Source organism: Pelomonas sp. Root405, from assembly GCF_001425165.1.
In the GTDB taxonomy this organism is placed as follows: Bacteria; Pseudomonadota; Gammaproteobacteria; order Burkholderiales; family Burkholderiaceae_C; genus Pelomonas.
Map to the genome: position 1 here is coordinate 378,343 of NZ_LMDU01000014.1, position 21,153 is coordinate 399,495.

General features: G+C 68.7%; 20 protein-coding genes. 5 read left to right on the forward strand and 15 right to left on the reverse strand.

The features are described from left to right. Positions 1–66: 66 nt before the first annotated feature. The gene (gene murB, locus ASC81_RS19670; protein WP_056270829.1) at positions 67–1,146 is read left to right on the forward strand and encodes a UDP-N-acetylmuramate dehydrogenase; all 1,080 of its coding nucleotides are present in this window, start codon (positions 67–69) and stop codon (positions 1,144–1,146) included. Beyond that, positions 1,146–1,961 carry a DNA ligase gene (locus tag ASC81_RS19675; protein WP_056270832.1) on the forward strand — a complete coding sequence of 272 codons (816 nt, stop codon included), beginning with the start codon at positions 1,146–1,148 and terminating at the stop codon, positions 1,959–1,961. The genes murB and ASC81_RS19675 overlap by 1 nt, the downstream gene beginning before the upstream one ends. Before the next feature lie 151 nt (positions 1,962–2,112). Here ASC81_RS19675 and argG read toward each other — a convergent pair whose 3' ends face one another. The 3 genes from argG to ASC81_RS19690 are packed head-to-tail and all read right to left on the reverse strand — an operon-like array spanning position 2,113 to position 4,264. Then, positions 2,113–3,426: an argininosuccinate synthase gene (argG, locus tag ASC81_RS19680; protein ID WP_056270835.1), complete on the reverse strand. Its 1,314-nt coding sequence runs from the start codon at positions 3,424–3,426 to the stop codon at positions 2,113–2,115. A gap of 14 nt (positions 3,427–3,440) precedes the next feature. Then, complete coding sequence (locus ASC81_RS19685; protein ID WP_056270837.1) at positions 3,441–3,707, reverse strand: GNAT family N-acetyltransferase; 267 nt, start codon at positions 3,705–3,707, stop codon at positions 3,441–3,443. Continuing rightward, positions 3,704–4,264, reverse strand: a complete 561-nt coding sequence (locus ASC81_RS19690; RefSeq protein WP_056270840.1) for a YaeQ family protein — start codon at positions 4,262–4,264, stop codon at positions 3,704–3,706. Before ASC81_RS19690 ends, ASC81_RS19685 begins: the two co-directional genes overlap by 4 nt. Positions 4,265–4,378: 114 nt before the next feature. Between ASC81_RS19690 and ASC81_RS19695 the strand changes: the two genes are divergently transcribed. From ASC81_RS19695 to ASC81_RS19705, 3 genes are all read left to right on the forward strand, one after another. Continuing rightward, entirely contained in the window at positions 4,379–5,041 is a 663-nt protein-coding gene (locus ASC81_RS19695) for a hypothetical protein (RefSeq protein ID WP_056270843.1), read from the forward strand. Positions 5,042–5,122: 81 nt separating this feature from the next. Then, complete coding sequence (locus ASC81_RS19700; protein WP_056270847.1) at positions 5,123–7,177, forward strand: M3 family metallopeptidase; 2,055 nt, start codon at positions 5,123–5,125, stop codon at positions 7,175–7,177. Between the two features lie 63 nt (positions 7,178–7,240). Next, on the forward strand, positions 7,241–8,239 hold the full coding sequence (locus tag ASC81_RS19705; protein WP_156392311.1) for a hypothetical protein: 999 nt from the start codon (positions 7,241–7,243) through the stop codon (positions 8,237–8,239). Positions 8,240–8,270: 31 nt separating this feature from the next. Here the strand turns inward: ASC81_RS19705 and ASC81_RS19710 are convergent, their stop codons facing one another. The 12 genes from ASC81_RS19710 to ASC81_RS19765 form a co-directional block, all read right to left on the reverse strand. Beyond that, entirely contained in the window at positions 8,271–8,639 is a 369-nt protein-coding gene (locus tag ASC81_RS19710; protein WP_056270852.1) for a YbaN family protein, read from the reverse strand. A 10-nt stretch (positions 8,640–8,649) separates the two neighbouring features. Further along, complete coding sequence (locus tag ASC81_RS19715) at positions 8,650–9,420, reverse strand: ABC transporter ATP-binding protein (RefSeq protein WP_056270854.1); 771 nt, start codon at positions 9,418–9,420, stop codon at positions 8,650–8,652. 11 nt (positions 9,421–9,431) lie between these two features. Beyond that, positions 9,432–10,556, reverse strand: a complete 1,125-nt coding sequence (locus ASC81_RS19720) for a succinylglutamate desuccinylase/aspartoacylase family protein (RefSeq protein WP_056270857.1) — start codon at positions 10,554–10,556, stop codon at positions 9,432–9,434. 2 nt (positions 10,557–10,558) lie between these two features. Continuing rightward, on the reverse strand, positions 10,559–11,245 hold the full coding sequence (locus ASC81_RS19725; protein WP_235533715.1) for an ABC transporter permease: 687 nt from the start codon (positions 11,243–11,245) through the stop codon (positions 10,559–10,561). Beyond that, a complete protein-coding gene (locus ASC81_RS19730; protein ID WP_304438379.1) occupies positions 11,242–11,934 on the reverse strand; it encodes an ABC transporter permease in 693 nt (230 codons plus the stop codon). The genes ASC81_RS19725 and ASC81_RS19730 overlap by 4 nt, the downstream gene beginning before the upstream one ends. Positions 11,935–12,073: 139 nt before the next feature. Continuing rightward, entirely contained in the window at positions 12,074–12,874 is an 801-nt protein-coding gene (locus ASC81_RS19735; RefSeq protein WP_056270860.1) for a transporter substrate-binding domain-containing protein, read from the reverse strand. Next, the gene (locus ASC81_RS19740) at positions 12,874–13,653 is read right to left on the reverse strand and encodes an ABC transporter substrate-binding protein (protein ID WP_056270863.1); all 780 of its coding nucleotides are present in this window, start codon (positions 13,651–13,653) and stop codon (positions 12,874–12,876) included. Before ASC81_RS19740 ends, ASC81_RS19735 begins: the two co-directional genes overlap by 1 nt. A 26-nt stretch (positions 13,654–13,679) precedes the next feature. Further along, positions 13,680–14,630 (reverse strand): alpha/beta fold hydrolase, encoded by a 951-nt coding sequence (locus ASC81_RS19745; protein ID WP_056271818.1) that lies wholly within the window; start codon positions 14,628–14,630, stop codon positions 13,680–13,682. 133 nt (positions 14,631–14,763) lie between these two features. Continuing rightward, positions 14,764–15,504, reverse strand: a complete 741-nt coding sequence (locus ASC81_RS19750; protein ID WP_056270866.1) for a sulfurtransferase — start codon at positions 15,502–15,504, stop codon at positions 14,764–14,766. Between the two features lie 23 nt (positions 15,505–15,527). Continuing rightward, positions 15,528–16,646 carry an HD-GYP domain-containing protein gene (locus ASC81_RS19755; RefSeq protein ID WP_082536665.1) on the reverse strand — a complete coding sequence of 373 codons (1,119 nt, stop codon included), beginning with the start codon at positions 16,644–16,646 and terminating at the stop codon, positions 15,528–15,530. Continuing rightward, positions 16,643–18,682: an ATP-binding protein gene (locus tag ASC81_RS19760; protein ID WP_056270868.1), complete on the reverse strand. Its 2,040-nt coding sequence runs from the start codon at positions 18,680–18,682 to the stop codon at positions 16,643–16,645. The genes ASC81_RS19755 and ASC81_RS19760 overlap by 4 nt, the downstream gene beginning before the upstream one ends. Continuing rightward, positions 18,679–21,015, reverse strand: a complete 2,337-nt coding sequence (locus ASC81_RS19765; protein ID WP_056270870.1) for a response regulator — start codon at positions 21,013–21,015, stop codon at positions 18,679–18,681. Before ASC81_RS19765 ends, ASC81_RS19760 begins: the two co-directional genes overlap by 4 nt. Between the last annotated feature and the right edge of the window lie 138 nt (positions 21,016–21,153).

Here is a 21,153-nt window from a genome sequence, read left to right on the forward strand (position 1 = left end):
GCCTGTGAGTGAATCGGCGAAAATTTGGCTGCTCGCGCTGTCGCGCAAGCCGTCCAAAAGTGTCCCATGCCCAACACCCTCGTCAGCGCGTCGCCCCCCTCGAATGAAGCCCCCGGGCTCCGCGTCGAGACGGATGTCAACCTCAAGCCCTACAACACCTTTGCGCTGCCGGCGGTCGCCCGGCGGCTGGTGCGCATCCGCGAGGCGGCCGACGTGCGCCGCGTGGTGGACCACCCTGAACTCGGACGGGCGCCGAAGTTCGTGCTGGGCGGCGGCAGCAACCTGGTGCTGACGCGGGATGTCGAGGCAGTCGTGCTGAAGGTGGAAATTACCGGCATCCGGCTGTTGGAGGAGCGCGACGACGCCTGGATCGTCGAGGCCGGCGCGGGTGTCGGCTGGCACGAACTGGTGACCTGGACGCTGGATCACGGTTTTCCGGGGTTGGAGAACATGGCGCTGATCCCGGGCACGGTCGGCGCGGCGCCGGTGCAGAACGTCGGCGCCTACGGCATCGAAGTCAAAGACAGGCTGGAGGCGGTGGAGGTCATGGACCTGGTCACCGGCCGGCCGGCGCTGCTGCCGGCCGAGGTCTGCCGCTTCGGCTACCGCGACAGCGTCTTCAAGCACAGCGACTTCGGCGGCTTGGCCGGCAAGAGCGTCATCACCAAGGTGAGGTTCCGCTTGCCCAGGCCGTGGCAGCCGGTGCTGGGCTATCTGGAGCTGGAACGCAAGATGGCCGAGACGGGCATCACCGCGCCAGACGCGCGGCAAATCTATGACTGGGTGGTGGCCGTGCGTCGCGCCAAGTTGCCCGATCCCGCCGTGATCGGCAATGCCGGCAGCTTCTTCAAGAACCCCGTCGTCACCGCCGAGCAGTGCCGCGACATCATCGGCCGCGACCCTGGCATCGTTCACTATCCCATGCCCGACGGAAGCGTGAAGCTGGCCGCCGGGTGGATGATCGACGCCTGCGGCTGGAAGGGGAAGACGGTGGGTGGAGCGGCGGTTTACGAGAAGCAGGCGTTGGTGCTGGTCAACAAGGCCGACGCGCGTGGCGCCGAGGTCGTGACCTTGGCGCGCGCCATCCAGGAAAGCGTCTATGGGCGCTTCGGCATCCGGCTGGAGCCGGAACCGGTGGTCGTTTGATGCTGGGCCGGCGCGCTCTGCTGGCTTGGCTCGGTTCGGCCGGTCTGCCGGCGGCCGCCCTGGAGCCCCTGCTGGCGCGCACCGCACCGGCCCATATCGATCCGCGGCCCTACCTCGTCAGCGAGAAGCTCGACGGCGTGCGAGCGCTGTGGGACGGGCAAGTGCTGCGCTTCCGCAGCGGCCGCACCGTGGCTGCGCCGGCCTGGTTCCTGGCGCAGTTGCCCAGGCAGGCGCTGGACGGCGAGCTGTGGACGGCGCGGCGCGGCTTCGACGCCCTGTCGGGGACGGTGCGGCGCACCGAGCCGGTCGATGCCGAGTGGCGCCGCGTGCGGTTTCATGTGTTCGAGCTGCCCAACGGTGAAGGCAGCTTCGAGCAACGCGTCGAGAAGCTCAAAACCTTGGCAGGCGGCGTGGTCGTGCCGGTCGAGCACATGCGGCTGGCGTCGAATGCGGCGCTGCGGGACAAGCTTAAGGAGGTCATCGCCGCCGGCGGTGAAGGCTTGATGCTGCACCGCGCCGACGCGCCGCTGGCCGCGGGGCGCAGCGACCTGCTGCTCAAGCTCAAGCCGCATGAGGATGCCGAGGCGGTGGTCGTCGGGCAGGAGCCAGGCAAGGGGCGCTTTGCCGGCCAGTTGGGTGCGCTTGAACTGCAGACGCCGGACGGTATTCGCTTCAAACTCGGCACGGGCTTCAGCGATGCGCAGCGGCGCAACCCGCCGCCCATCGGCGCCACGGTGACCTATCGCTTCCGTGACCGCACGCCCGCCGGCAAGCCGCGGTTTGCGAGTTTCCTCCGCATGGCGGACGACTTCTGAACTCGCCGCGTCAGAGCCAGCGCAGCAACAGCTGCAGCCAGCGCGGCAAGGGGCGGTTCGGTACGTAGTTCTGGCGGTATTGGCTGTGCATGGTCGGGCTCCAACGAAGTGCTGTGATTGTATACAGCACCACTGGATGCCCAACCAGTGTTTACTCCAGCTTGGGCAAGCCGCCGCCGGCCAGCAGGCCGACGCCGGTGTAGATGCCGAGCTTGCCGCGCGTGTCGCTGATGTCGAGGTTGCGCATCGTCAATTGGCCGATGCGGTCGGCGGGGCTGAAGGCGCCCTCGACCTTCTCCATGCTCAGGCGCTCGGGCGCGTAGGTCAGGTTGGCGCTCTTGGTGTCCAGCAGCGAGTAGTCGTTGCCGCGACGCAGTTCGATGGCGACCTCGCCGGTGACGGCCCGGGCCACCCAGCGCTGGGCGGTCTCGCGCAGCATGATGGCCTGGGGGTCGAACCAGCGGCCCTGGTAGAGCAGGCGGCCCAGCTTGCGACCGTTGTCGCGGTAGAGCTCGATGGTGTCTTCGTTGTGGATGCCGGTGACGAGGCGTTCGTAGGCGATATGCAGCAGCGCCAGGCCCGGGGCCTCGTAGATGCCGCGGCTCTTGGCCTCGATGATGCGGTTCTCGATCTGGTCGCTCATGCCCAGGCCGTGGCGGCCGCCGATCTTGTTGGCCTCGGCCAGCAGTGCCACCGGGTCGCGGTACTCGACGCCATTCAGCGCGACCGGCATGCCTTCCTCGAAGCGCACCGAGACCTCTTCGGTCTTGACGGCCACGTCGTCGCGCCAGAAGGCGACACCCATGATCGGGTTGACGATCTTGATGCCGCTGTTCAGATGCTCCAGGTCCTTGGCCTCGTGGGTGGCGCCCAGCATGTTGGAGTCGGTCGAATAGGCCTTCTCCGCGCTCATCTTGTAGGCGAAGCCCTTCTCGGTCATGAAGGCCGACATCTCGGCACGCCCGCCCAGTTCGTCGATGAAGGTCTGGTCCAGCCAGGGCTTGTAGATGCGCAGGGCCGGGTTGGTCAGCAGGCCGTAGCGGTAGAAACGCTCGATGTCGTTGCCCTTGTAGGTCGAGCCGTCACCCCAGATGTGCACGTCGTCGGCCTGCATGGCGGCCACCAGCATCGTGCCGGTCACGGCGCGGCCGATGGGCGTCGTATTGAAATAGGTCACGCCGGCCGTGCTGATGTGGAAGGCGCCGGCCTGCAGCGCGGCAATGCCTTCGGCGACCAGTTGCGTGCGGCAGTCGACCAGCACCGCCTTCTCCGCGCCGTAGAGCATCGCCTTGCGAGGGATCTCGTCGTAGTCCGGCTCGTCGGGCTGGCCAAGGTTGGCGGTGTAGGCATAGGGCAGGGCGCCCTTGAGCTTCATCCAGTGCAGGGCGGCGGAGGTGTCGAGGCCGCCCGAGAAGGCGATGCCGACCTTCTGGCCGAGGGGAACGGATTTGAGGATCGTGGACATGGGAGGTCTCTTCTTCAGGCGACGAGGTGTTGCCACTCGGGGTGGCGCTGGATATGGAGTTGGACGTAACTGCAGGCGGGCACGACCTTGAGGCCTTCGTCCCGAGCCCATTGCAGGCCGGCTTCGACGAGCAGGGCCGCCAGGCCTTGACCGCGGAAGGCCGACGGCACGCCGGTGTGCGTGAAGACGACACGGCCCGCCTGCTGCTCGTAATCGAGCACGCTGATCGGCGTGGTCGGCAGCGTGAAGCGCTGAGCCTGCGGTTCGTGCCGCGGCGTCATTCGCTGGCCACCTTCAAGGCGACGGGATGAATCTCGACCGACGCGCTGTCGGTCGACACATAGATGCTGCCGTCCTGGATGCTGATCTGCAGCTGCATGCTGCGCTCGGCCAGTGCGATCAAGGCCTGTGACTGGTCGGCCGGTATCTGCCAGACCGCCAGGCGAGGCGCGCGTGTCAGCTTCGTCTCGATGCCGGCCCACCACACCGGTGTGCTGGACGCAAAGCTGTAGACGCTGACGCGGCGAGCGCGGCCGTGGGCTTTCATCAGACGGCGCTCGTCGGGCTGGCCGAGATCGATCCAGTGCTGCACCTCGCCGGTCAGGTCGAGTTGCCAGAGGTCGGGCTCGTCGACATCGGACAGCCCCTTGGTGAACTCGAGCCGGCCGTTCAGGTCGTCCGCCGACACGTTCAGCGCGTAAGCCAGCACGCGGATCATCATGCGCTCGTCGGTCTCGCTGGGGTGGCGGGCAATCGTGAGGGCGTGGTCGCCGTAGACATGGCGGTCCATGTCGGCGATCTGGAGCTGGGCTTTGTGGATGGTGGCTTTGAGCGCCATGCGATGTGAGGGCCAGGTGGTAACCAAGAGCAGCCGCGGATTATCGTGGCGAAGCCTCATGGCATCATTCCGCCTCCCGTTCTGAACCTTCGCAACCCTGCTTGCGCGCTCGCCATGAAACGCATCCTCCTTCCGCTGGCCCTGGTTTTTGCCGTCTCCGTCCAGGCACAGGTCGTCAACAACCCCAAGGCCAAGGTCGACCCGAAGAACAACAAGGTCAGCAATCCGGTCGTCGAGAAACCCAAGCCCAAGCTGATGACGCGTGACGAGCTGCGGGCCTGCATGGACCAGCAGGAAGCCAATGGCAAGGAAGCCGAGGCCATCAAGGTCGACCAGGCTTCCTACAAGGCCAATGCCGAGAAGCTCAAGGCCGAGAAAGCCACCATCGAAACCGGCGAGGCCGCGCTTGCCAAGCAGATCAACGACGTGAAGGCCGAGAAGGAAGCCATCCTGAAGGCGCATGAAACGCTGACGGCCGAAGCGCCCAAGCTCGAAAAGGCCGACTTGAAGGCGCGCAACGAAGCCTATGTCGCGCGCACGACGGCCTTCGGCACGATGGTCGAAACCGTCAAGGCGGCCGACGCCGAGCAGGGCGTCAAGCGCAAGGCCTTCTCCGACAAGGTCGACGCGCTGGACGCCCAGTTCAAAGCCATCGAGGACCGCACCGAGAAGCATTTCGACGCCAACGACAAGTGGAAGGCCGAGTGCCAGAACAAGGCTTACGACGAGAACGACGAGAAGGCCATCCGCAAGGAAAAGGCCGCTGCCGCCAAGTGATCCTCACCGTCCACTGACGACCCAAGCCGGGCCGCCTCCCCACCAGGGAGCGGCCCTTCTTCATTCACGGGAGATCCCCGCATGAACAGCAACCCCCTGATGCGGCCGTGGGCCGGTGCACACGGCCTGCCGCCGTTTGCCGACCTCTTGCCAGCGCATTTCCAGCCCGCCTTCGACGCGGCGCTGAGCGAGCACCGCGCCGAGATCGATGCCATCGCCGCCCAGGCCGATGCACCGAGCTTTGCCAACACGCTGGCCGCCTTTGATGCCAGCGGCCGCTGGCTCACCCGCCTGGAGCACGTGTTCTACACGCTGGCTGCATCGGCCACTTCGCTTGAACTGCAGGCCGTGCAACGCGCACTGGCCGCGCCGCTGGCCGAGCACAACAGCGCCGTCTACATGCACCAGGGGCTGTTCGCGCGCATCGAAGTCTTGTTCGAGCAGCGCGACCAGCTGGGCCTGTCGTCCGAGCAGCGCCGCCTGCTGGAGCGCGTGCATCTGGACTTCCTTCGCGCCGGCGCACGCCTCGCACCCCAGGCGCGCGAGCGCTATGCCGCCGTCATGACGCGTCTGGCCGAGCTGAATACCCGCTTCGCCCAGAACGTGCTGGCCGCAGAGAACGGCTACCAGCTGCGCCTGACGACCGACGCCGAGCTGGGCGGCCTGCCGGACTTCGTGCGTGCCGCCGCGCGCCAGGCCGCCATCGACCGGGGGCTGGGCGACGGTGTCCATGTCATCACGCTGTCGCGCTCGCTGATCGTGCCCTTCCTGTCCTTCAGCGCCCGGCGCGATCTGCGCGAGCAGGCCTGGCGCGCGTGGGTGGGCCGCGGTGACGGTCATGGGGAAGATGGCGGCTCAACCGACAACCGCGAGATCTGCTGCGAGATCCTGGCATTGCGGGCGGAGCAGGCCCGGCTGCATGGCCAAGCCTGCTATGCCGACTACGCGCTGGAAGACACCATGGCGCGCAGCCGGGGCGCCGTCATGGGCCTGCTGGAGCGTGTCTGGCACCCGGCCCTGGCTGCCCAGGCGCGTGAATGCGAGGCGGTGCAAGGCGCGATGGCCGCCGCCGGCGCCGCGCATGAGATCGAGCCCTGGGACTGGCGTTTCTATGCCGAGCAGGCCAAGCGCGCCCGCTTCGAGCTCGACGAAGCCGAGGTCAAGCCGTATTTCCCGCTGGACCGCATGGTGGCGGCGATGTTCGATTGCGCCAGCCGCCTGTTCGGCCTGCAGTTCACGGCACGGCCCGACATCACCGCCTACCACGCTGACGTGCTCGCCTACGAGGTCTTCAACGCCGACGGCTCGCTGCGCGGCCTCTTCCTGCAGGACAACTTCGCCCGCCCGACCAAGCGCAGCGGTGCGTGGATGAATGCCTTGCGCAACCAGAGCCGCGCACTCGGCAGCACGCCGGTCATCCTGAACAACAACAACTTCGCCCGTGGCGCGGCGGGTGAGCCGACGCTGTTGAGCTTCGACGATGTGCGCACGCTGTTCCACGAGTTCGGCCATGGCTTGCACGGCCTGCTGTCCAACGTCGAGCATGAACGCCTCGCCGGCACCCAAGTGCTGCGCGACTTCGTCGAACTGCCGTCCCAGCTCTACGAGCACTGGATGGCCGAGCCCCAGGTACTGAAGAGGTTTGCCCGCCACTGGCAGACCGATGAGCCGCTGCCCGATGCGCTGCTGGCCAAGCTGCAGGCCGCCCGCCAGTTCGGCCAGGGCTACGAGACGCTGCGGTATACCGCCAGTGCCATCGTCGACATGGCGGCCCATGCGCTGCCCGCGGCGCCCGCCGATGTCGTCGCCTTCGAGCGCGACACGCTGGCCGAATGGAAGCTGCCGCACGAGGTCGGTCTCAATCACCGCCTGACCCACTTCCAGCATCTCTTCAGCAGTGCCGGCTATGCGGCCGGGTACTACGTCTACCTGTGGGCCGAGGTGCTCGATTGCGATGCTTTCGATGCCTTTGTCGAGGCGGGCGATGTCTTCGACCCGGCCGTCGCTGCGCGGCTGCGCGAATGCATCCTGTCGGCCGGCAACAGCGTCGAGCCGGGCGAGGCCTTCCGGCGCTTCCGCGGTCGCGATCCGGTCGTCGAGCCGATGCTGACAGACCGGGGCCTGCTGCCGGCATGAGGTAAAACCTGGGCCGCCCGGCCGCCATGCGTGCGAGCCGGGCGTTAGCTCAGGGAGAAAATCATGTCAATTCATCGCACCGGCCTGTCGGCCGTCAGCGTCGCCTGCGTGCTCGCACTTTCCGCCTGCGGCGGTGGCGGGGGGGGCGACAACTCACCGGCCGTTCCGTCCGAGTCCACGATGCTCGGCTTGAATGCCAGCAACTACCAGGCCGTCGCTCAGTCGACGGTGTCCAGCGCGCTATTCCTCAACGGCGCGAGCGGCTTGGCGGGCGGTGATGCGCGCCTCCTTAGCCTGGCAGCCAGCACTTCGCGCCGCGCGCTGAGCGCCGGGAGCGGACAAGCCGGGTCGCTTAAACCCCTGGCAGTGCTGAACGAGACCCTGCCCTGCAGCCAGGGCGGCAACCTCGCCTTCAGCTTCAACGACGCCAACAACAACGGCAACTTCGACGTCGGCGATGTCATCACGCTGGATGCGCAGTCCTGCAAGGAGGATGGCGCCGTCATGCAAGGCCGCCTCGCGCTGGGCGTGCAGGCGCTCAACGGGGTCTACGACAGCAACAATTTCAGCGCCACGCTGACGATGACGCTGACCGGCTTCGGCGTCACCTCGGACAGCGATGTCGCGCAGGCGGATGGCTCACTGACGCTGACCGTCAGCCAGACGCCCGCCGGTGTCGGCGAGCTGACGCTGGCGACGCCACGGCTGACGCTCGGCGGCCGCATTGAGGGCAAGGTGTTCTCGACCGCCCTGACCGACACACGGCTGTCGCTGCGCACCGAAACCATCGGTGGCACGCTGCGCACCAGCGTCGCTTACACCAGCAGCCTGAGCAGCAGCCAGTTCGGCGACAAGGTGGTGACGGTCACAACGCCACAGCCCATGGTCATTACCGGCAGCGACAGCTACCCGAGCAGCGGCCAGATGGTGGTTCGAGGCCATGCGAACTCGGTGCTGCGCATCACGGCGCTGAATGTCACGCAGGCAAGGCTTGAGCTGGATGCCGAGGGCGACGGCAGCTATGAAACTCAGACCTTGAAGACCTGGGCCGAACTCGAATGAAGTCGTTGAGGGAGCGCTGAACGGCGCTTCCCTAAGCGTCCGGCCGCAGCCACAACCACCAGGCCACGGCGAGCATCACGGCCGGCACGCCCAGCTGCAGCGCGAGCGGCAGCGGCAGGAACTGCAGCATCACCGCGCTGCAGGCCATCATGACCGTGGCCAGCCACTTGGCACGGCGCGGCACGGCGCCGCGCTCACGCCAGCTGCGGATGCTGGGGCCGAAATGCGCGTGCGCCAGCATCCACTGCTCCAGCGCCGGCCAGCCGTTGCTTGCCGCCCAGGCGGCCACGAGCAGGAAGGGCACGGTCGGCATGACCGGCATGACGACGCCGATCAACGCCAGCAGCAACATCAGCAAGGCCAGCGCGCGCCACAGCAACCGGATCGCCGCCTTGCGCATCGCCAGGCCTCTACTTCAGGCCGCCGCTGAGGAACTGCTGCAGCCGCTCGCACTGCGGCCTCAGCAGCATCTCCTTGGGATTGCCTTCCTCTTCCACGCGCCCCTGGTGCAGGAAGAGGCAGTGGTTGGAGACCTCGCGGGCAAAGCCCATCTCATGGGTGACGACGATCATGGTGCGGCCCTCGCCGGCCAGGTCGCGCATCACCTTGAGCACTTCGCCGACCAGCTCGGGGTCGAGCGCCGAGGTCGGCTCGTCGAACAGCATGACCTCGGGGTCGACGGCCAGCGCGCGGGCGATGGCCACGCGCTGCTGCTCGCCGCCGGACAACTGGGCCGGGTAGACATGCGCGCGGTGGGAGACACCGACGCGCGCCAGCAGCGCCTGCGCGCGCTCGATGGCCTCGGCCTTGGTTTTGCCGAGCACGTGAATCGGCGCCTCGATGACGTTCTCCAGCACCGTCATGTGGGCCCAGAGATTGAAGTTCTGGAACACCATCGCCAGCCGGGCGCGCCAGCGCTGCAGTTGTTTGGCATCTTCGGCCTTCAGGCTGCCGTCGCGGTCGCGCGTCAGCTCCAGGCTTTCGCCGCACAGGCTCAGCTCGCCCTCGTGCGGCTGCTCCAGCAGGTTGAGGCAGCGCAGCAAGGTGCTCTTGCCGGAGCCGCTGGAGCCGATCAGCGTGACGACGTCGCCCGCCCTGGCCGCGAACGAAATGCCCTTGAGCACCTCGCGCTCACCGAAGCGCTTGTGGATGTTGGTGGCCTGGAGTTGGATATTGCTCATGGTCTTGCAGCTCAGGCGCCCAGCAGCTTGCCGGTGCGCACGGCTTCACGCCCCGCGACCTTGGCCACGCGCATGCCGGCATTGGCGAAGCGCAGGAAGTCGCGCGCGAAGAACAAGCCGTCGACGGGGCTCTTCAGTTCGGTAACTTCGGCCGTGAGGGGGTCGATGACATGGGCCAGCACGTCACCCGCCTGCACTTCGGCGCCGACCTCCTTCAGGAAGGTCAGCACGCCCGGGACGGGTGACTTGATCGGCATGCTGCCGGCCAGCGGACGGGCATCGCCCACGGCTTGCGGCAGCGCGGGCTTGTCCCCCTTGATGAGGCCCCGCCAGCGCAGGAAGTCGACGATGTTGCGCGCATCGGCCGCAGCGAGCTCATGCGTCACGTCGGTGGCGCCGCGCAGCTCCACGGTCACCGACAGGCAGGCCTGCGGGATGGGGAAGCGCTGGCGCTGGCCGTTGAAATGCCTGTCCCACTTCCACCAGACCTGGGAGCAGGCTTCGTCGAAGGGGTTGTCGCCCGAGTCCTGCGCCAGCAGCGTGACGCGCGAGCCCAGAAAGCGCGCCAGCGGCTCGCAGTCGGGCCAGCAGGGCGTCTCGGTGTAGAGGTGCATCAGCGCCTGCGCATCGCAGTGCAGGTCCAGCACGATGTCGGCATCGCAGGACAGGCCGAGCAGGCTGCGGCGCAGCGACTGCAGCTCGGTGTCGACCGGTGCAGCCAGCACGGCGGCCTTCAATGCCCGGCGCAGGACGGCGACGTTGGTCGCCGCATCACCGCCCAGTTCGGGCTCCACCGCGGCGGCCACGGCGGCGATCTGGTCGGGGTAATGGCGGTTGAAGTTCTCGCCCGACATCAAGTCGAAGCGACCCAGATGGGCATGCAGCAGGAACTGGCTGAGGCCGATGGGGTTGGCCATCGGCACGAGGACGATCTCGCCGCTGATCTGGCCCTGCGCTTCCAACGCGCCCAGCTGCAGGCGCAGGTGATGGGCGACGAGCATGCCGGGCAGTTCGTCGCCATGCAACGAGGCCTGGATATAGGCTTTCCGGCCGCCGGGCTGGCCATAGTGCAGGGAGACCAGTTCGCGCTGGGTGCCGGGGGTGGGGGAGAGCAGGGGATGGTGACGGGTTTGCATGATCAGCGCGACATCATTGGCTTGAGCCAGCGGTTCTCGGCCCAGCGGAACAGGCCGACCAGGCTGAGCGTGAGCACGAAGTAGAAGGCACCGGCGGTGATGAAGGCCTCGAAGGGCAGGTAGTACTTGGCGTTGACGGCGCGCGCTGCGCCGGTCAGGTCGAGCAGCGTGACGACGCTGGCCAGCGAGGTGCCGTGCAGCATGAAGATGGCCTCGTTGCCGTAGGCCGGCAGCGCGCGGCGCAGCGCCGCGGGCAGCACGATGCGGCGCAGCATCAGGCTGCGGCTCAGCCCCAGCGCCTTGGCCGCCTCGATCTCGCCAGCCGGCAGTGCGCGGATGCTGCCGGCAATGATCTCGGTCGTGTAGGCGGCGGTGTTCAGCGTGAAGGTCAGCCAGGCGCAGAAGGTGGCCGACGACAGCCAGGGCCAGGCCCAGCTCTCGCGCACCGCGTCGAACTGCGCCAGCCCGTAGTAGCAAAGGAAGAGCTGCACCAGCATGGGCGTGCCGCGGAACACATAGGTGTAGGCCCAGACGATGCGCGACGCGATACCCCGCGATACGGTGCGGACCAAGGCCAGCGGCAGCGCCAGCAGCAGGCCGGCGGCCAGCGACAGCGTCAGCAGCTTCAGCGTGACGAGCAAGCCCGACAGGTACATCGGGAAGTTCTCGCCGATGGCTTCGAAGTTCAAAGTGCTCCTTCCCTGATCCCGATCGCCAAGCGCCGCTGAGCCCAGGCGAAAGCCAGTTCAGAAACAGTCGTGAACGCCAGGTAGATCAGCGCGACGGCCAGGTAGAAGCTGAAGGGCTCGCGCGTGTTGCCGGCGGCCTGCTGGCCACGCGTCATCAGGTCCGACAGGCCGATGATGGACACGATGGCCGTGCTCTTGATCAGCACCAGCCAGTTGTTGGAGATGCCCGGCAGCGCATGGCGCAGCATCTGCGGCGCGGTGATGCGCCACAACACCTGGCGCGGGCTCATGCCGAAGGCCAGGCCCGCCTCCCGCTGGCCCGGTGCCACGGCCAGGAAGGCGCCGCGGAAGGCCTCGGCGAGATAGGCGCCGAAGATGAAGCCGATGGTCAGCACGCCGGCGACGAAGGGGTCGATGTCGATGTAGTCCTCATGGCCCAGCATCGGTGCAACGGTGTTGATGGCGAATTGGCCACCGTAGAAGACGAGCAGCATCAGCACCAGGTCGGGCACGCCGCGGATCAACGTCGTGTAGACAGCGGCGAGGGCGCGCGCAACACGCGAGCGCGACAGTTTGGCCAGCGCCCCGGCGAGGCCCAGCAACGCCGCGATGACGAGCGACGACAGCGCCACGGCCAGCGTGACGGTGGCGCCTTCGAGCAGGCTGGGCAGAAATCCGTGCAACAACATGTCGGGAATGGGTGACGCTACACGTCGTCCGTCGGGTTGGAGGGAGCGGACCGGCGCCGGGCCGCTCCCAAGCCGTCCCCTCGGAGGACCGACTGGGCGCGCCCGCGTTCAGCGCGGCGGGACCGGGCGAGGGGCCGCATCATCTGGGGGTGACGAGGTCGAAGCTGAAGTAGCGGTCGTTCAATGACTTGAGGATGCCATTCGCGCGCAGGGCGGCGAGCGCCTCGTCGAGCCGCTTGCCCAGCGAGGCGGCATCGGCCTTGCGCAGGCCGACGCCGATGCCCTTGCCGTAGTAGCGCTGGTCCTTGCCAAAGTCGGGCCCCACGAAGCCGAAGCCGCGGCCGTCGGCATGGTTGAGAAAACCGAACTGGGCGATGACGGCGTCGACCAGCGTGGCGTCCAGGCGGCCCGATTTCAGGTCCAGGAAGGCCTGGTCCTGCGTCGGATAGCGCAGCACCTGGCTGTCCTTGAACTGCTCGGCCAGAAAGCGCTCATGGATGGTGCCGCGCTCCACGCCGATGCGCTTGCCCTTCAGGCCGGCGGCGGTCGCCTCCGTGCGCGTGCCGCTGCGCATGACGAGCCGGGCCGGCGAGAAGTAGTAGGGCGCCGAGAAGGCGATGACCTGCTGGCGCTCAGGCGTGATCGACATCGAGGCCATGATGGCGTCGATCTTGCGCGATTGCAGGGCCGGGATCAGGCCGTCGAATTCCTGGATGACGGGCACGCATGGCATGCCCAGGCGCGCACACAGCGCCTGCGCCACGTCGACCTCGAAGCCCTTCAACTGGCCATCCGTGCCGACCTCGCTGAAGGGCGCATAGCCCACCGCGAAGCCGATGCGCAGGCGCTGGGCCGGTGCGGATGCCGGCTGCGCCCATGCGGTGGTTGCTGCGGTGGCGGCCAGCAAAGACCCGGCGGCCAGTGCGGAGCGGCGGCGCATCACTTCTTTTGCGGCGTGATGTCGTAGTCGAAGTATTTGTCGGCCAGCTTCTTGAACGTGCCATTGGCCTGCAGTACGTCGATGGCGGCGTTGAATTTCTTGCCGAGCGTGGCCTCATCGGCCTTGCGCATGCCCACGCCGGTGCCGACGCCGAAGATCTTGTCGTCCAGGATCGCCGGGCCGGCAAAGGCGAAGCCCTTGCCCTCGGGCTTCTTCAGGAAGCCGAAGTCGGCGGCAGGTGCGTCCATCAAGGTCGCGTCAAGGCGCCCCGACTTCAAGTCCAGGAAGACCTGATCCTGGCTGCCGTAGCGCACGATCTCGCTCTGCTTGAACATGGCGGTGGCATAGGTCTCATGCGTCGTGCCCCGCTGCACGCCGATCTTCTTGCCCTTCAGGCTGGCGGCCGTGGGGTCGAGCTTGGCGCCGGCCTTGGCGACGAGCCGGGCCGGCGTGGCGTAGTAGGGCTTGCTGAACGCGATGACCTTCTGGCGCTCCTCGGTGATGGACACGCTGGCGAAGATGGCGTCGACCTTGCGCGACTGCAACGCCGGAATCAGGCCGTCGAAGTCCTGTTGCACCAGCGTGCACTGCGCCTTCATTTCGGCGCAATAGGCCTGCACCAGCTCGATCTCGAAGCCCTTCAACTTGCCATCGGGGCCAATCTCGGAGAAGGGCGGATAGGCGCCTTCGACACCGATCCGCAGCTTCTTCCATTCGGGGGCTTGGGCCTGGGCCAGCGAGGCTGCGGTCAGCAGCGCGAGGACGGCAAATCTTTTCATGTCTAACCTCATAGGTGGGACGTCAATCAGCGGGTGACGGTGGATAGCCAGTCACGCAAGGCCGCAAGGGTAGCAGCCGGGTCTTCCTCCTGCGGCACATGGCCCAGCTTCGGGAAAACCACCAAATGACTGTTCGGGATGCCCTTCTTGAACTCGCGGCCCCATTGCGGCGGGATCAGCCGGTCGCGTTCGCCCCAGAGGATGAGCGTGGGCACCTTGATGTCACCCAGGCGTTCGACGGGGCCGGCGCCGAGTTGGTCCATGCGCCGCATCAGCGCGACCCGGTTGCCCTCGCGGAGCGTCAGCTCGTAATAACGGTCCACCAGTGCGGCAGTGACGCGGCCGGGGTCGCCATAGACATCGAGCACGCTGGCCTCGATGGCGCGGCGCGGCAGCAGCCAGCGCATGGGCTCGCGAACCACCGGAATGCGCGCAATGCGAAAGCCCAGCGGCAACGACTCGGGTGTGAAGTCGAAGCCGGCCGCATCGACCAGCACCAGGCCGGCGACGAGCGCCGGGTCGGCCAGCGCCAGCTGCCAGGCGATCTCGCCGCCCAGCGAGTTGCCGCCGACGATGGCGCGGCCCACGCCGAGGCGCGACAGCAGGTTGCGCACGAAGGCGATGTAGCGGGCGTTGCTGTAGTCGTGGTCGGCGTTCGGGCCGGTCAGGCCGAAGCCGGGCAGGTCGAAGCTGATGACGCGGCGGGTTTGTGCCAGCTCGGCCACCCAGCCCTCCCAGGTGTGCAGGCTGGCGCCGGTGCCGTGGATGAGCACGAGGGGCAGCGGATCGCTGCTCGGCCCTTGGTCGCGGAAGTGCACGAGCTGGCCGTCCAGCTCGACGAAGTCCGACGGCGGCGGCGCCCAGCGCGCCACCAGGCTGTCCAGCGAGCGGTCGGGCGCCTTGCTGACGGCAAAGCCGAGCGCAGCCAGCATCAGCAGAACGCCGAGGGCCTTCAGGGTGAAATCGCCAAATCGCATCATGAGTGGTATTTCGGGCCGAGCGCCGGGCCGCTCCCAAGCCGGCCCATCTGGCGATGTGCTTGCGGCCCATTGCCGCAAGCATCGCCGTCCCCTCGGGGGACCGGCCAAGGTACACCTTGGACGAGGGGCTTCATTCCTGCGGGCTCAGGTCGGCGTTGACGCCCCGGCGGTCGTCGAAGACGAAGCAGTTGCCGTGGTAATGCTTGCCGCCGGTGTCCTCAAAGTACTTCAGGATGCCGCCGTCGAGCTGCCAGGCCGGAATGCCCTGATCGGCCAGCACCATGGCCGCCTTCTCGCATCGGATGCCGCCGGTGCAGTAGCTGACGACCGTCTTGCCAGCCAGTTCGTCGCGGTGCGCGGCCAGCGCCTCCGGGAAGTCACTGAACTTGTCAAGCCGCCAGTCAATGGCGTTGTCGAAGGCGCCCTGGTCGACCTCGAAGCCGTTGCGCGTGTCCAGCAGCACCACCTCGCGGCCGTCGTCGTCGTGGCCCTGGTCCAGCCACCGTACCAGCGTTGCCGGCGCCAACGCGGGCGCGCGCGGCGCCCGGTCGGGGCGCACCGTGGGCCGGTTCATGCGGATGATCTCCGGCTTCACTTTGACCTTCAGGCGCTGGAAGGGCTGCACGTCGCTCCAGCTTTCCTTTGGCGTCAGCGTGGCGAAGCGGGCGTCGGCGCGCAGTTCGTTCACCCAGGCGTTGACGGCGTCGGCCGGGCCAGCCAGGAAGAGGTTGATGCCCTCCTCGGCGACCAGTACCGTGCCCTTGAGGTCCAGGGCCAACGCCCGCGCTTCAAGGCGGTCACGCAGCGCTGCCGTGTCGGTCAGCGAGACGAAGAGGTAACAGGAGATGTTGAGGATGGGGCCGGTCTGCATGAGGCCGCGGATTATCCGCGGGCTCAGTCGGCCCACTGGGACGCGATGCCGCGCACCTCGTCCAGGCAGGCGTTCAGCGCATCGACGACGCGTGGGTCGAAATGACTGCCGCTGCCGTTGCGGATGAATGCGAGCGCCTCGTCGTGCGTCATGGCCTGCTTATAAGGGCGCACGCTGATCAGCGCGTCGTAGACATCGGCGACCGCCATCAGCCGGGCTGACAGCGGGATGGCCTCGCCGGCCAGGCCGTCGGGGTAGCCGCTGCCGTCCCATTTCTCGTGGTGGTGGCGGGCGATCTGCTTGCCGAAGGTCAGCATCGGGCCGGCATCGTCGCCGAGGCGGTCGATGGCGCGCTGCAGCAGGTCGGCGCCATGCTCGGCGTGCGTCTTCATGACCCGCCATTCGTCGGGCGAGAGCCTGCCCGGCTTGAGCAGGATGCCGTCGGGGATGGCCACCTTGCCGATGTCGTGCAGCGGCGCCGCCTTGGCGAGTTCGTCGATGGCGTACTCGGTCAGGTCGGCGGGGCCGTCGGGTTGGGCGGCGATCCAGCGCGCCAGCGTGCGCACGTATTCCTGGGTGCGCTGGATGTGGTTGCCGGTGTCGGCGTCGCGGAACTCGGCAAGGCCGACCATGACGAACAGCGTCGTGTCGCGCAGGCGCTCGACCTCGCGGCGGCGCGCGTCCAGCTCGTCGCTCAACTGCGCGTTGTGGCGCAGCAGTTGGTCCTCAGCCAACTTGAGCTGCAGGTGGGTGTGCACCCGCGCCAGCACGGTGGCCGGGTTGAACGGCTTGTGGATGAAGTCGGCGCCACCGGCCTCGAAGCCGGCGCTCTCGTCCTCGGGCCGGGTCAGCGCGGTCAGGAAGATGACCGGCACACGGCGCGTGGCCGGGTCGGCCTTCAGCTGGCGGCACACCTCGTAGCCATCCAGCTCCGGCATCATCACGTCCAGCACGATGAGGTCGGGTGCCTGGCGGCGGCAGATCTCCAGCGCCTTGGCGCCGCTGACGGCCAGCTGCACGCGGTAGTTGGGCTTGAGCACCTGGGCCAGCAGCGTCAGGTTGGCGGGCGTGTCGTCAACGACGAGCACCGTGGCCTGGGTGGCCTGGCTGGCGGCAGCGATATCGGGCGGCATCATCGTCATTGCTTTGGGGCATCCTCGCTGGCTTGGGCAGGGCCGCGCAAGGCGGCCTGGGCCTCGTCGAAGTCGAAGCGCTGCATGGCGCCTGCCAAGGCCTTGGCCTGGCGGGCGGGCAGGGCATCGATGAAGGCGGACTCATGTTGCTCCCACAGCGTCAGCGCGTTGCTGTCGGCATCGCCCAGCAGCGTGTCGAGCTCACTGATCAGCGTGGCCGGGTCGGCGCTCGTCGCCGTGGCGTCCGGCACCTCGGGCAGAGGCAGGGGCATGTCGACCGGCAGTGGCCGGTCCAGGTCCAGCAGGCGGCGCAGCAAGTGCGGCAGCAGCGGTTTGGGCACCAGCGCCTCCGCGCCCTGGCGTTGCGCGCGCTCGCGCAGCACTGGCGTGTCGAAGGCGCTCAACAGCACGGTGCGGCGGGCGCGCGGCGGCCCGCTCTGCGCCAGCTGCGCCAGCAGCTCGCTGCCCTCCATGTCGGGCAGCACCCAGTCGATGACGAGGAGGTCGTAGGGCTGGCTGGCCGGCACTGCCACCAGCCGCGCCAGTGCCTGCCGACCCTGGGCCAACAGGTCGACGCGGGTGTTGGGGGCGAGGGCGTCCAGCAGGGCCAGCAAGTTGTCGTGGCCGCCGCTGTGCGCGGCCTGCACGAGCAGCACGCGCCGCGCCGGCGGCGCGGGCGGCAGCGCGTAGTCGGCGCAGGGCGACGGCGGCAGCGCCAGTTCGAACTCGCTGCCGCGCCCCGGCGCGCTGCGCGCCGACAGCGTGCCGCTCATGCGCTCGGCCAGCGCACGGCAGATGGCCAGGCCCAGGCCGGTGCCGCCAAAGCGACGCGTCGCGCCGGCCTCGGCCTGGGCGAAGGGCGTGAACAGGCGCGCCAGCTGGTCGGGCTGCATGCCCAGTCCGCTGTCACGCACTCGCAGCACCCAGCCGCCGGCGGCGTCCAGCGTCGCGCTCAGCTTGACCTGGCCGGCCGGCGTGAACTTGACGGCGTTGACCAGCAGCTCGGTGATGAGCTGCGTCAGCCGCACCGCGTCGCCGCGCCGTGCGCCGGCCCTGCCCAGCAGCTCGGGCGAGGCGACATCGCAGATCAGCTCCAGCTGCTTGGCCTGGGCCGCGGGCCGCACCGCGTCGAAGGCGCTGGCCAGCAACTGCTCCAGATGCAGGGGATCACTGCCCAGTTGCATGCGGCCGGCATCGAGGTCGGCATAGTCGAGCAGGCCGTCAATCAGCCTAACCAGGGATTCACCAGCCTTGGCCACTTCCTGAAGCCGGCCGCGCTGGGCGGCCTCCAGGCGCCCCTGCAGCAGCAGCCGCGTCAGCCCCAGCACGGTGTTCATCGGCGTGCGGATCTCGTGGCCGATGTTGGCCAGGAAGTCGGACTTGGCGCGCGACGCCGCCTCGGCCGCCGCACGCGAGCGCTCCAGCTCGGCCACGCGCGCCTTGATGAGGTCGTCGGCGGTCGCGGAGCTGCCCGTGGCGGGTGCCAGCTGCGTCAGGCGGCCGAGCTGGCGCGACAGGCCCCACAGCGCAATACAGAACATGGCCTGGCACAGCGCCAGGTTCGCGATCAGCGGCCAGCCTTCGATGAGCCAGGCGGGCGGCGTGCCGTGAAAGCGCAGCAGCGTCGGCGGCGCCAGCATGACAGCAAGCAGGCCCAGCGAAATCCACAGGGCCTCGCGCGCTCGCCAGGTGGTGAACAGCAGCAGGTTGCCGCCCATCGCCCAGGGCGCGAAGCTGCCCAGCGTGTAGAGGCTGGGGCCAGGGCCTGGCCCCAGCGTGAACACCAGCATGGTCAGGCTGAAGTACACGGCCAGCAGCGTGACACCGGCGCGCTGCCAAACGCGCAGCCGCTGCGGCTGGCGCCAGACCAGCGCCGCCAGCGTCGCGAAGGCGGCCGCGATCAGTGGATAGGCAATGCGGTCACTGGGCTCGATGACGCCGAGCGCCGTCTCGCTGCCCCAGGCCATCAGGGCCGATACGACGATGACGGCAAACAGCCAGCGCGTGCCAACCGGGCCGAGGATGACGAGGGCCGGTCCCTTCATGCGCCGCTCTTCAGCGCGAGCGCTGCGGCGTCGAAGTCCAGCGCCGCCAGGGCGCGGTCCAGGCGCTGCTGCAGCTCGGGCTTCAGGCCGCTGTGCGCGCCATGGGCCTGCCACCAGTCCAGCGCGCGGCTGTCGCTCTGCGCCAGCAGCTGGTGCAGCTCGTCCAGGTCGCCGGGGCCGGCAACGCGCCGCGCGGGCTCGTCCCAGGGGCGGGCCAGGGTCGCCTGGATCTCGGCCTGCAGCAAGGCCAGCCCGGCCTCGACGCGGCCCAGCTGCGTGCCGGCACTGGCCGCGTCGGCCGCGCTGGCGCTGCGTTCGAGCGCGAGGGCGAGCTGATGCAGCGGCTGCGCGCCCAGCGTTGCGGCCAGGCCCTGCAAGGTGTGGGCGGCACGGCGCAATTCGGCCCAGTCGCCGTTGGCCAGCCAGTCGGACCAGCCGCCCAGCCCGGCCGCGTATTGGTCGGCAAAGCCCTGCAGCGTGCGCCGGTAGAGCGCCGTCTGGCCGTCGAACCGGCCCAGGCCCAGCCGCACGTCCAGCGTCAGGCGCTGGGGCGACGACACAGGCGATTCGGGCGGCTCGGGCAGCGGGCGATAGCGCTGCAGTTCACGCACCAGCCGGCCCACGTCCAGCGGCTTGGCGATGTGGCCCTGCATGCCGGCGGCCATGCATTGGGCACGCTCTTCCGCCAGCGCGTGGGCCGTCATGGCAAGCACGGGGAGGGTGTCGAACTCGGGCAGCGCGCGCAGGCGGCGCGTGGCGCTGAGGCCGTCGAGTACGGGCATCTGCAGGTCCATCAGCACCAGGTCGTAGGCACCGGGGCCACGCGCCTGCAGCCGGTCCAGGCCTTCCTGGCCGTTGCCGGCCACGTCGACCTGCGCGCCGCGGCTGCTCAGCAGGCGCAGGGCGATTTCCTGGTTGATGGGATGGTCCTCGACCAGCAGCACGCGCAGGCCGGCCAGGGACTGCGCATCGACGCCGGCAGGGCGATCCGCGCGTGCGTTGCTGAGCAGGCGTCGCAGTTCCTGGGGCAGCAGCGGCTTGGGGCAGAGGGCACGGGCGCCGAAGCCGCGTGCCTGCGCCGGCCCTTCGTCGACGCCCGGCGGGCTGAGCACGGCGATGCGCAGGGCCGGGTAGTCGCGGCGCAGCTGGGCCAGCAGTTCGGCGGCGGTGGCGCCCGGGCCGGGCAGCAGCCAGTCCAGCAGCAGCCAGTCGAACGGCCTGCCGGCCTGGCGCGCCTCGGCCAGCGCGGCCAGGGTGCCGGCGACGTCGATGCTGGCGCCCAGGCCGGGGCCGAGGCCGAGGTGGCGCAGCAGGGCCAGCGTGGCCTCGCGGCTTTCTGCTCGTGCCTTGGCCAGCAGCAGGCGCACCGGCTGCAGGGCCGGTGGCGGCGTGCCGGCCGGGTCCAGCGGCAGGGCCAGGCGGATCTCGAAGCTGCTGCCGCGGCCCGGCTGGCTCTGCACATCCAGCGTGCCGCCCATCAGCTCGACGAGGCGGCGCGTGATCGCCAGGCCCAGGCCCGTGCCGCCGTAGCGCCGCGGGATCGAGGCGTCGCCCTGCCGGAACTCGCTGAACAGGCCTTCGAGCTGGCCGGCACTCATGCCGATGCCGCTGTCCTGCACGGTGATGCTCAGCGGTACGCGGCCGTCGGCGTCGCCGGGGTTTGCGGCCAGGCGCAGCAGGACCTCGCCGGCCGGCGTGAACTTGAGCGCGTTGGACAGCAGGTTGACCAGCACCTGCTGCAGCCGCAGCGCATCGCCGCGCAGCTGGCCGCGCGCGCCCAGCAGGCTGGCATCCGCCCAATCGCAGATCAGCGCGACGTCGGGGTTGGCATGTACCGGCCGCACCAGCTCGATGGCCTGGCCGACCACATCCTCCAGCCGCAACGGCAGCGATTCGATCTCCATGTGGCCGGCCTCGATCTTGGACACGTCCAGCACGTCGTTGACGAGGCCGAGCAACATGCGCGAGGCCGCATCGGCCTTGGTGAGCAGGTCGCGCTGCTCGGCCGTCAGCGGGGTCTGCAGTGCCAACTGCGTCATGCCCATGACGGTGTTCATCGGCGTGCGGATCTCGTGGCTGAGCTGGGCGAGGAAGCGGGTCTTGGCCTCGGTGGCGGCCTGGGTGCTGGCGATCAGCGTCCGGCTGTTGTCGGCATGCCGGCGCAGCATGAAGACGCACAGCAGCGGCAGCGGCAACAGCAGGGCGTTGATGACCAGCGCCGCGTCGACGGCCGCGCCGCCTGTGCTGCGCAGGCTCCAGAGCAGGGCCAGCAGCGCAAGCAGCGCCGCCGAGGCAAACCAGAGAAGGCCGAGCGTGAGCGTGCGCTGGTGCATGGGCGGTCGTTGGGAACGGGCCGATTATGGGTGGGGCCGATGGCGCGAATGTGCGACGGAATGCGCGCCTACGCCCTGGGGAAAGCCCCGGGACGACCTCTGGCGTGCCGCCTGGGCCAGCGGTTATCCTGACCCGCC

Excerpts from the sequence above, each read along its gene's own strand:
- murB (WP_056270829.1), top strand. The coding sequence starts at position 67 with ATGCCCAACACCCTCGTCAGCGCGTCGCCCCCCTCGAATGAAGCCCCC.
- ASC81_RS19675 (WP_056270832.1), top strand. The coding sequence starts at position 1,146 with ATGCTGGGCCGGCGCGCTCTGCTGGCTTGGCTCGGTTCGGCCGGTCTG.
- argG (WP_056270835.1), bottom strand. The coding sequence starts at position 3,426 with ATGTCCACGATCCTCAAATCCGTTCCCCTCGGCCAGAAGGTCGGCATC.
- ASC81_RS19685 (WP_056270837.1), bottom strand. The coding sequence starts at position 3,707 with ATGACGCCGCGGCACGAACCGCAGGCTCAGCGCTTCACGCTGCCGACC.
- ASC81_RS19690 (WP_056270840.1), bottom strand. The coding sequence starts at position 4,264 with ATGGCGCTCAAAGCCACCATCCACAAAGCCCAGCTCCAGATCGCCGAC.
- ASC81_RS19695 (WP_056270843.1), top strand. The coding sequence starts at position 4,379 with ATGAAACGCATCCTCCTTCCGCTGGCCCTGGTTTTTGCCGTCTCCGTC.
- ASC81_RS19700 (WP_056270847.1), top strand. The coding sequence starts at position 5,123 with ATGAACAGCAACCCCCTGATGCGGCCGTGGGCCGGTGCACACGGCCTG.
- ASC81_RS19705 (WP_156392311.1), top strand. The coding sequence starts at position 7,241 with ATGTCAATTCATCGCACCGGCCTGTCGGCCGTCAGCGTCGCCTGCGTG.
- ASC81_RS19710 (WP_056270852.1), bottom strand. The coding sequence starts at position 8,639 with ATGCGCAAGGCGGCGATCCGGTTGCTGTGGCGCGCGCTGGCCTTGCTG.
- ASC81_RS19715 (WP_056270854.1), bottom strand. The coding sequence starts at position 9,420 with ATGAGCAATATCCAACTCCAGGCCACCAACATCCACAAGCGCTTCGGT.
- ASC81_RS19720 (WP_056270857.1), bottom strand. The coding sequence starts at position 10,556 with ATGCAAACCCGTCACCATCCCCTGCTCTCCCCCACCCCCGGCACCCAG.
- ASC81_RS19730 (WP_304438379.1), bottom strand. The coding sequence starts at position 11,934 with ATGTTGTTGCACGGATTTCTGCCCAGCCTGCTCGAAGGCGCCACCGTC.
- ASC81_RS19735 (WP_056270860.1), bottom strand. The coding sequence starts at position 12,874 with ATGCGCCGCCGCTCCGCACTGGCCGCCGGGTCTTTGCTGGCCGCCACC.
- ASC81_RS19740 (WP_056270863.1), bottom strand. The coding sequence starts at position 13,653 with ATGAAAAGATTTGCCGTCCTCGCGCTGCTGACCGCAGCCTCGCTGGCC.
- ASC81_RS19745 (WP_056271818.1), bottom strand. The coding sequence starts at position 14,630 with ATGCGATTTGGCGATTTCACCCTGAAGGCCCTCGGCGTTCTGCTGATG.
- ASC81_RS19750 (WP_056270866.1), bottom strand. The coding sequence starts at position 15,504 with ATGCAGACCGGCCCCATCCTCAACATCTCCTGTTACCTCTTCGTCTCG.
- ASC81_RS19755 (WP_082536665.1), bottom strand. The coding sequence starts at position 16,646 with ATGACGATGATGCCGCCCGATATCGCTGCCGCCAGCCAGGCCACCCAG.
- ASC81_RS19760 (WP_056270868.1), bottom strand. The coding sequence starts at position 18,682 with ATGAAGGGACCGGCCCTCGTCATCCTCGGCCCGGTTGGCACGCGCTGG.
- ASC81_RS19765 (WP_056270870.1), bottom strand. The coding sequence starts at position 21,015 with ATGCACCAGCGCACGCTCACGCTCGGCCTTCTCTGGTTTGCCTCGGCG.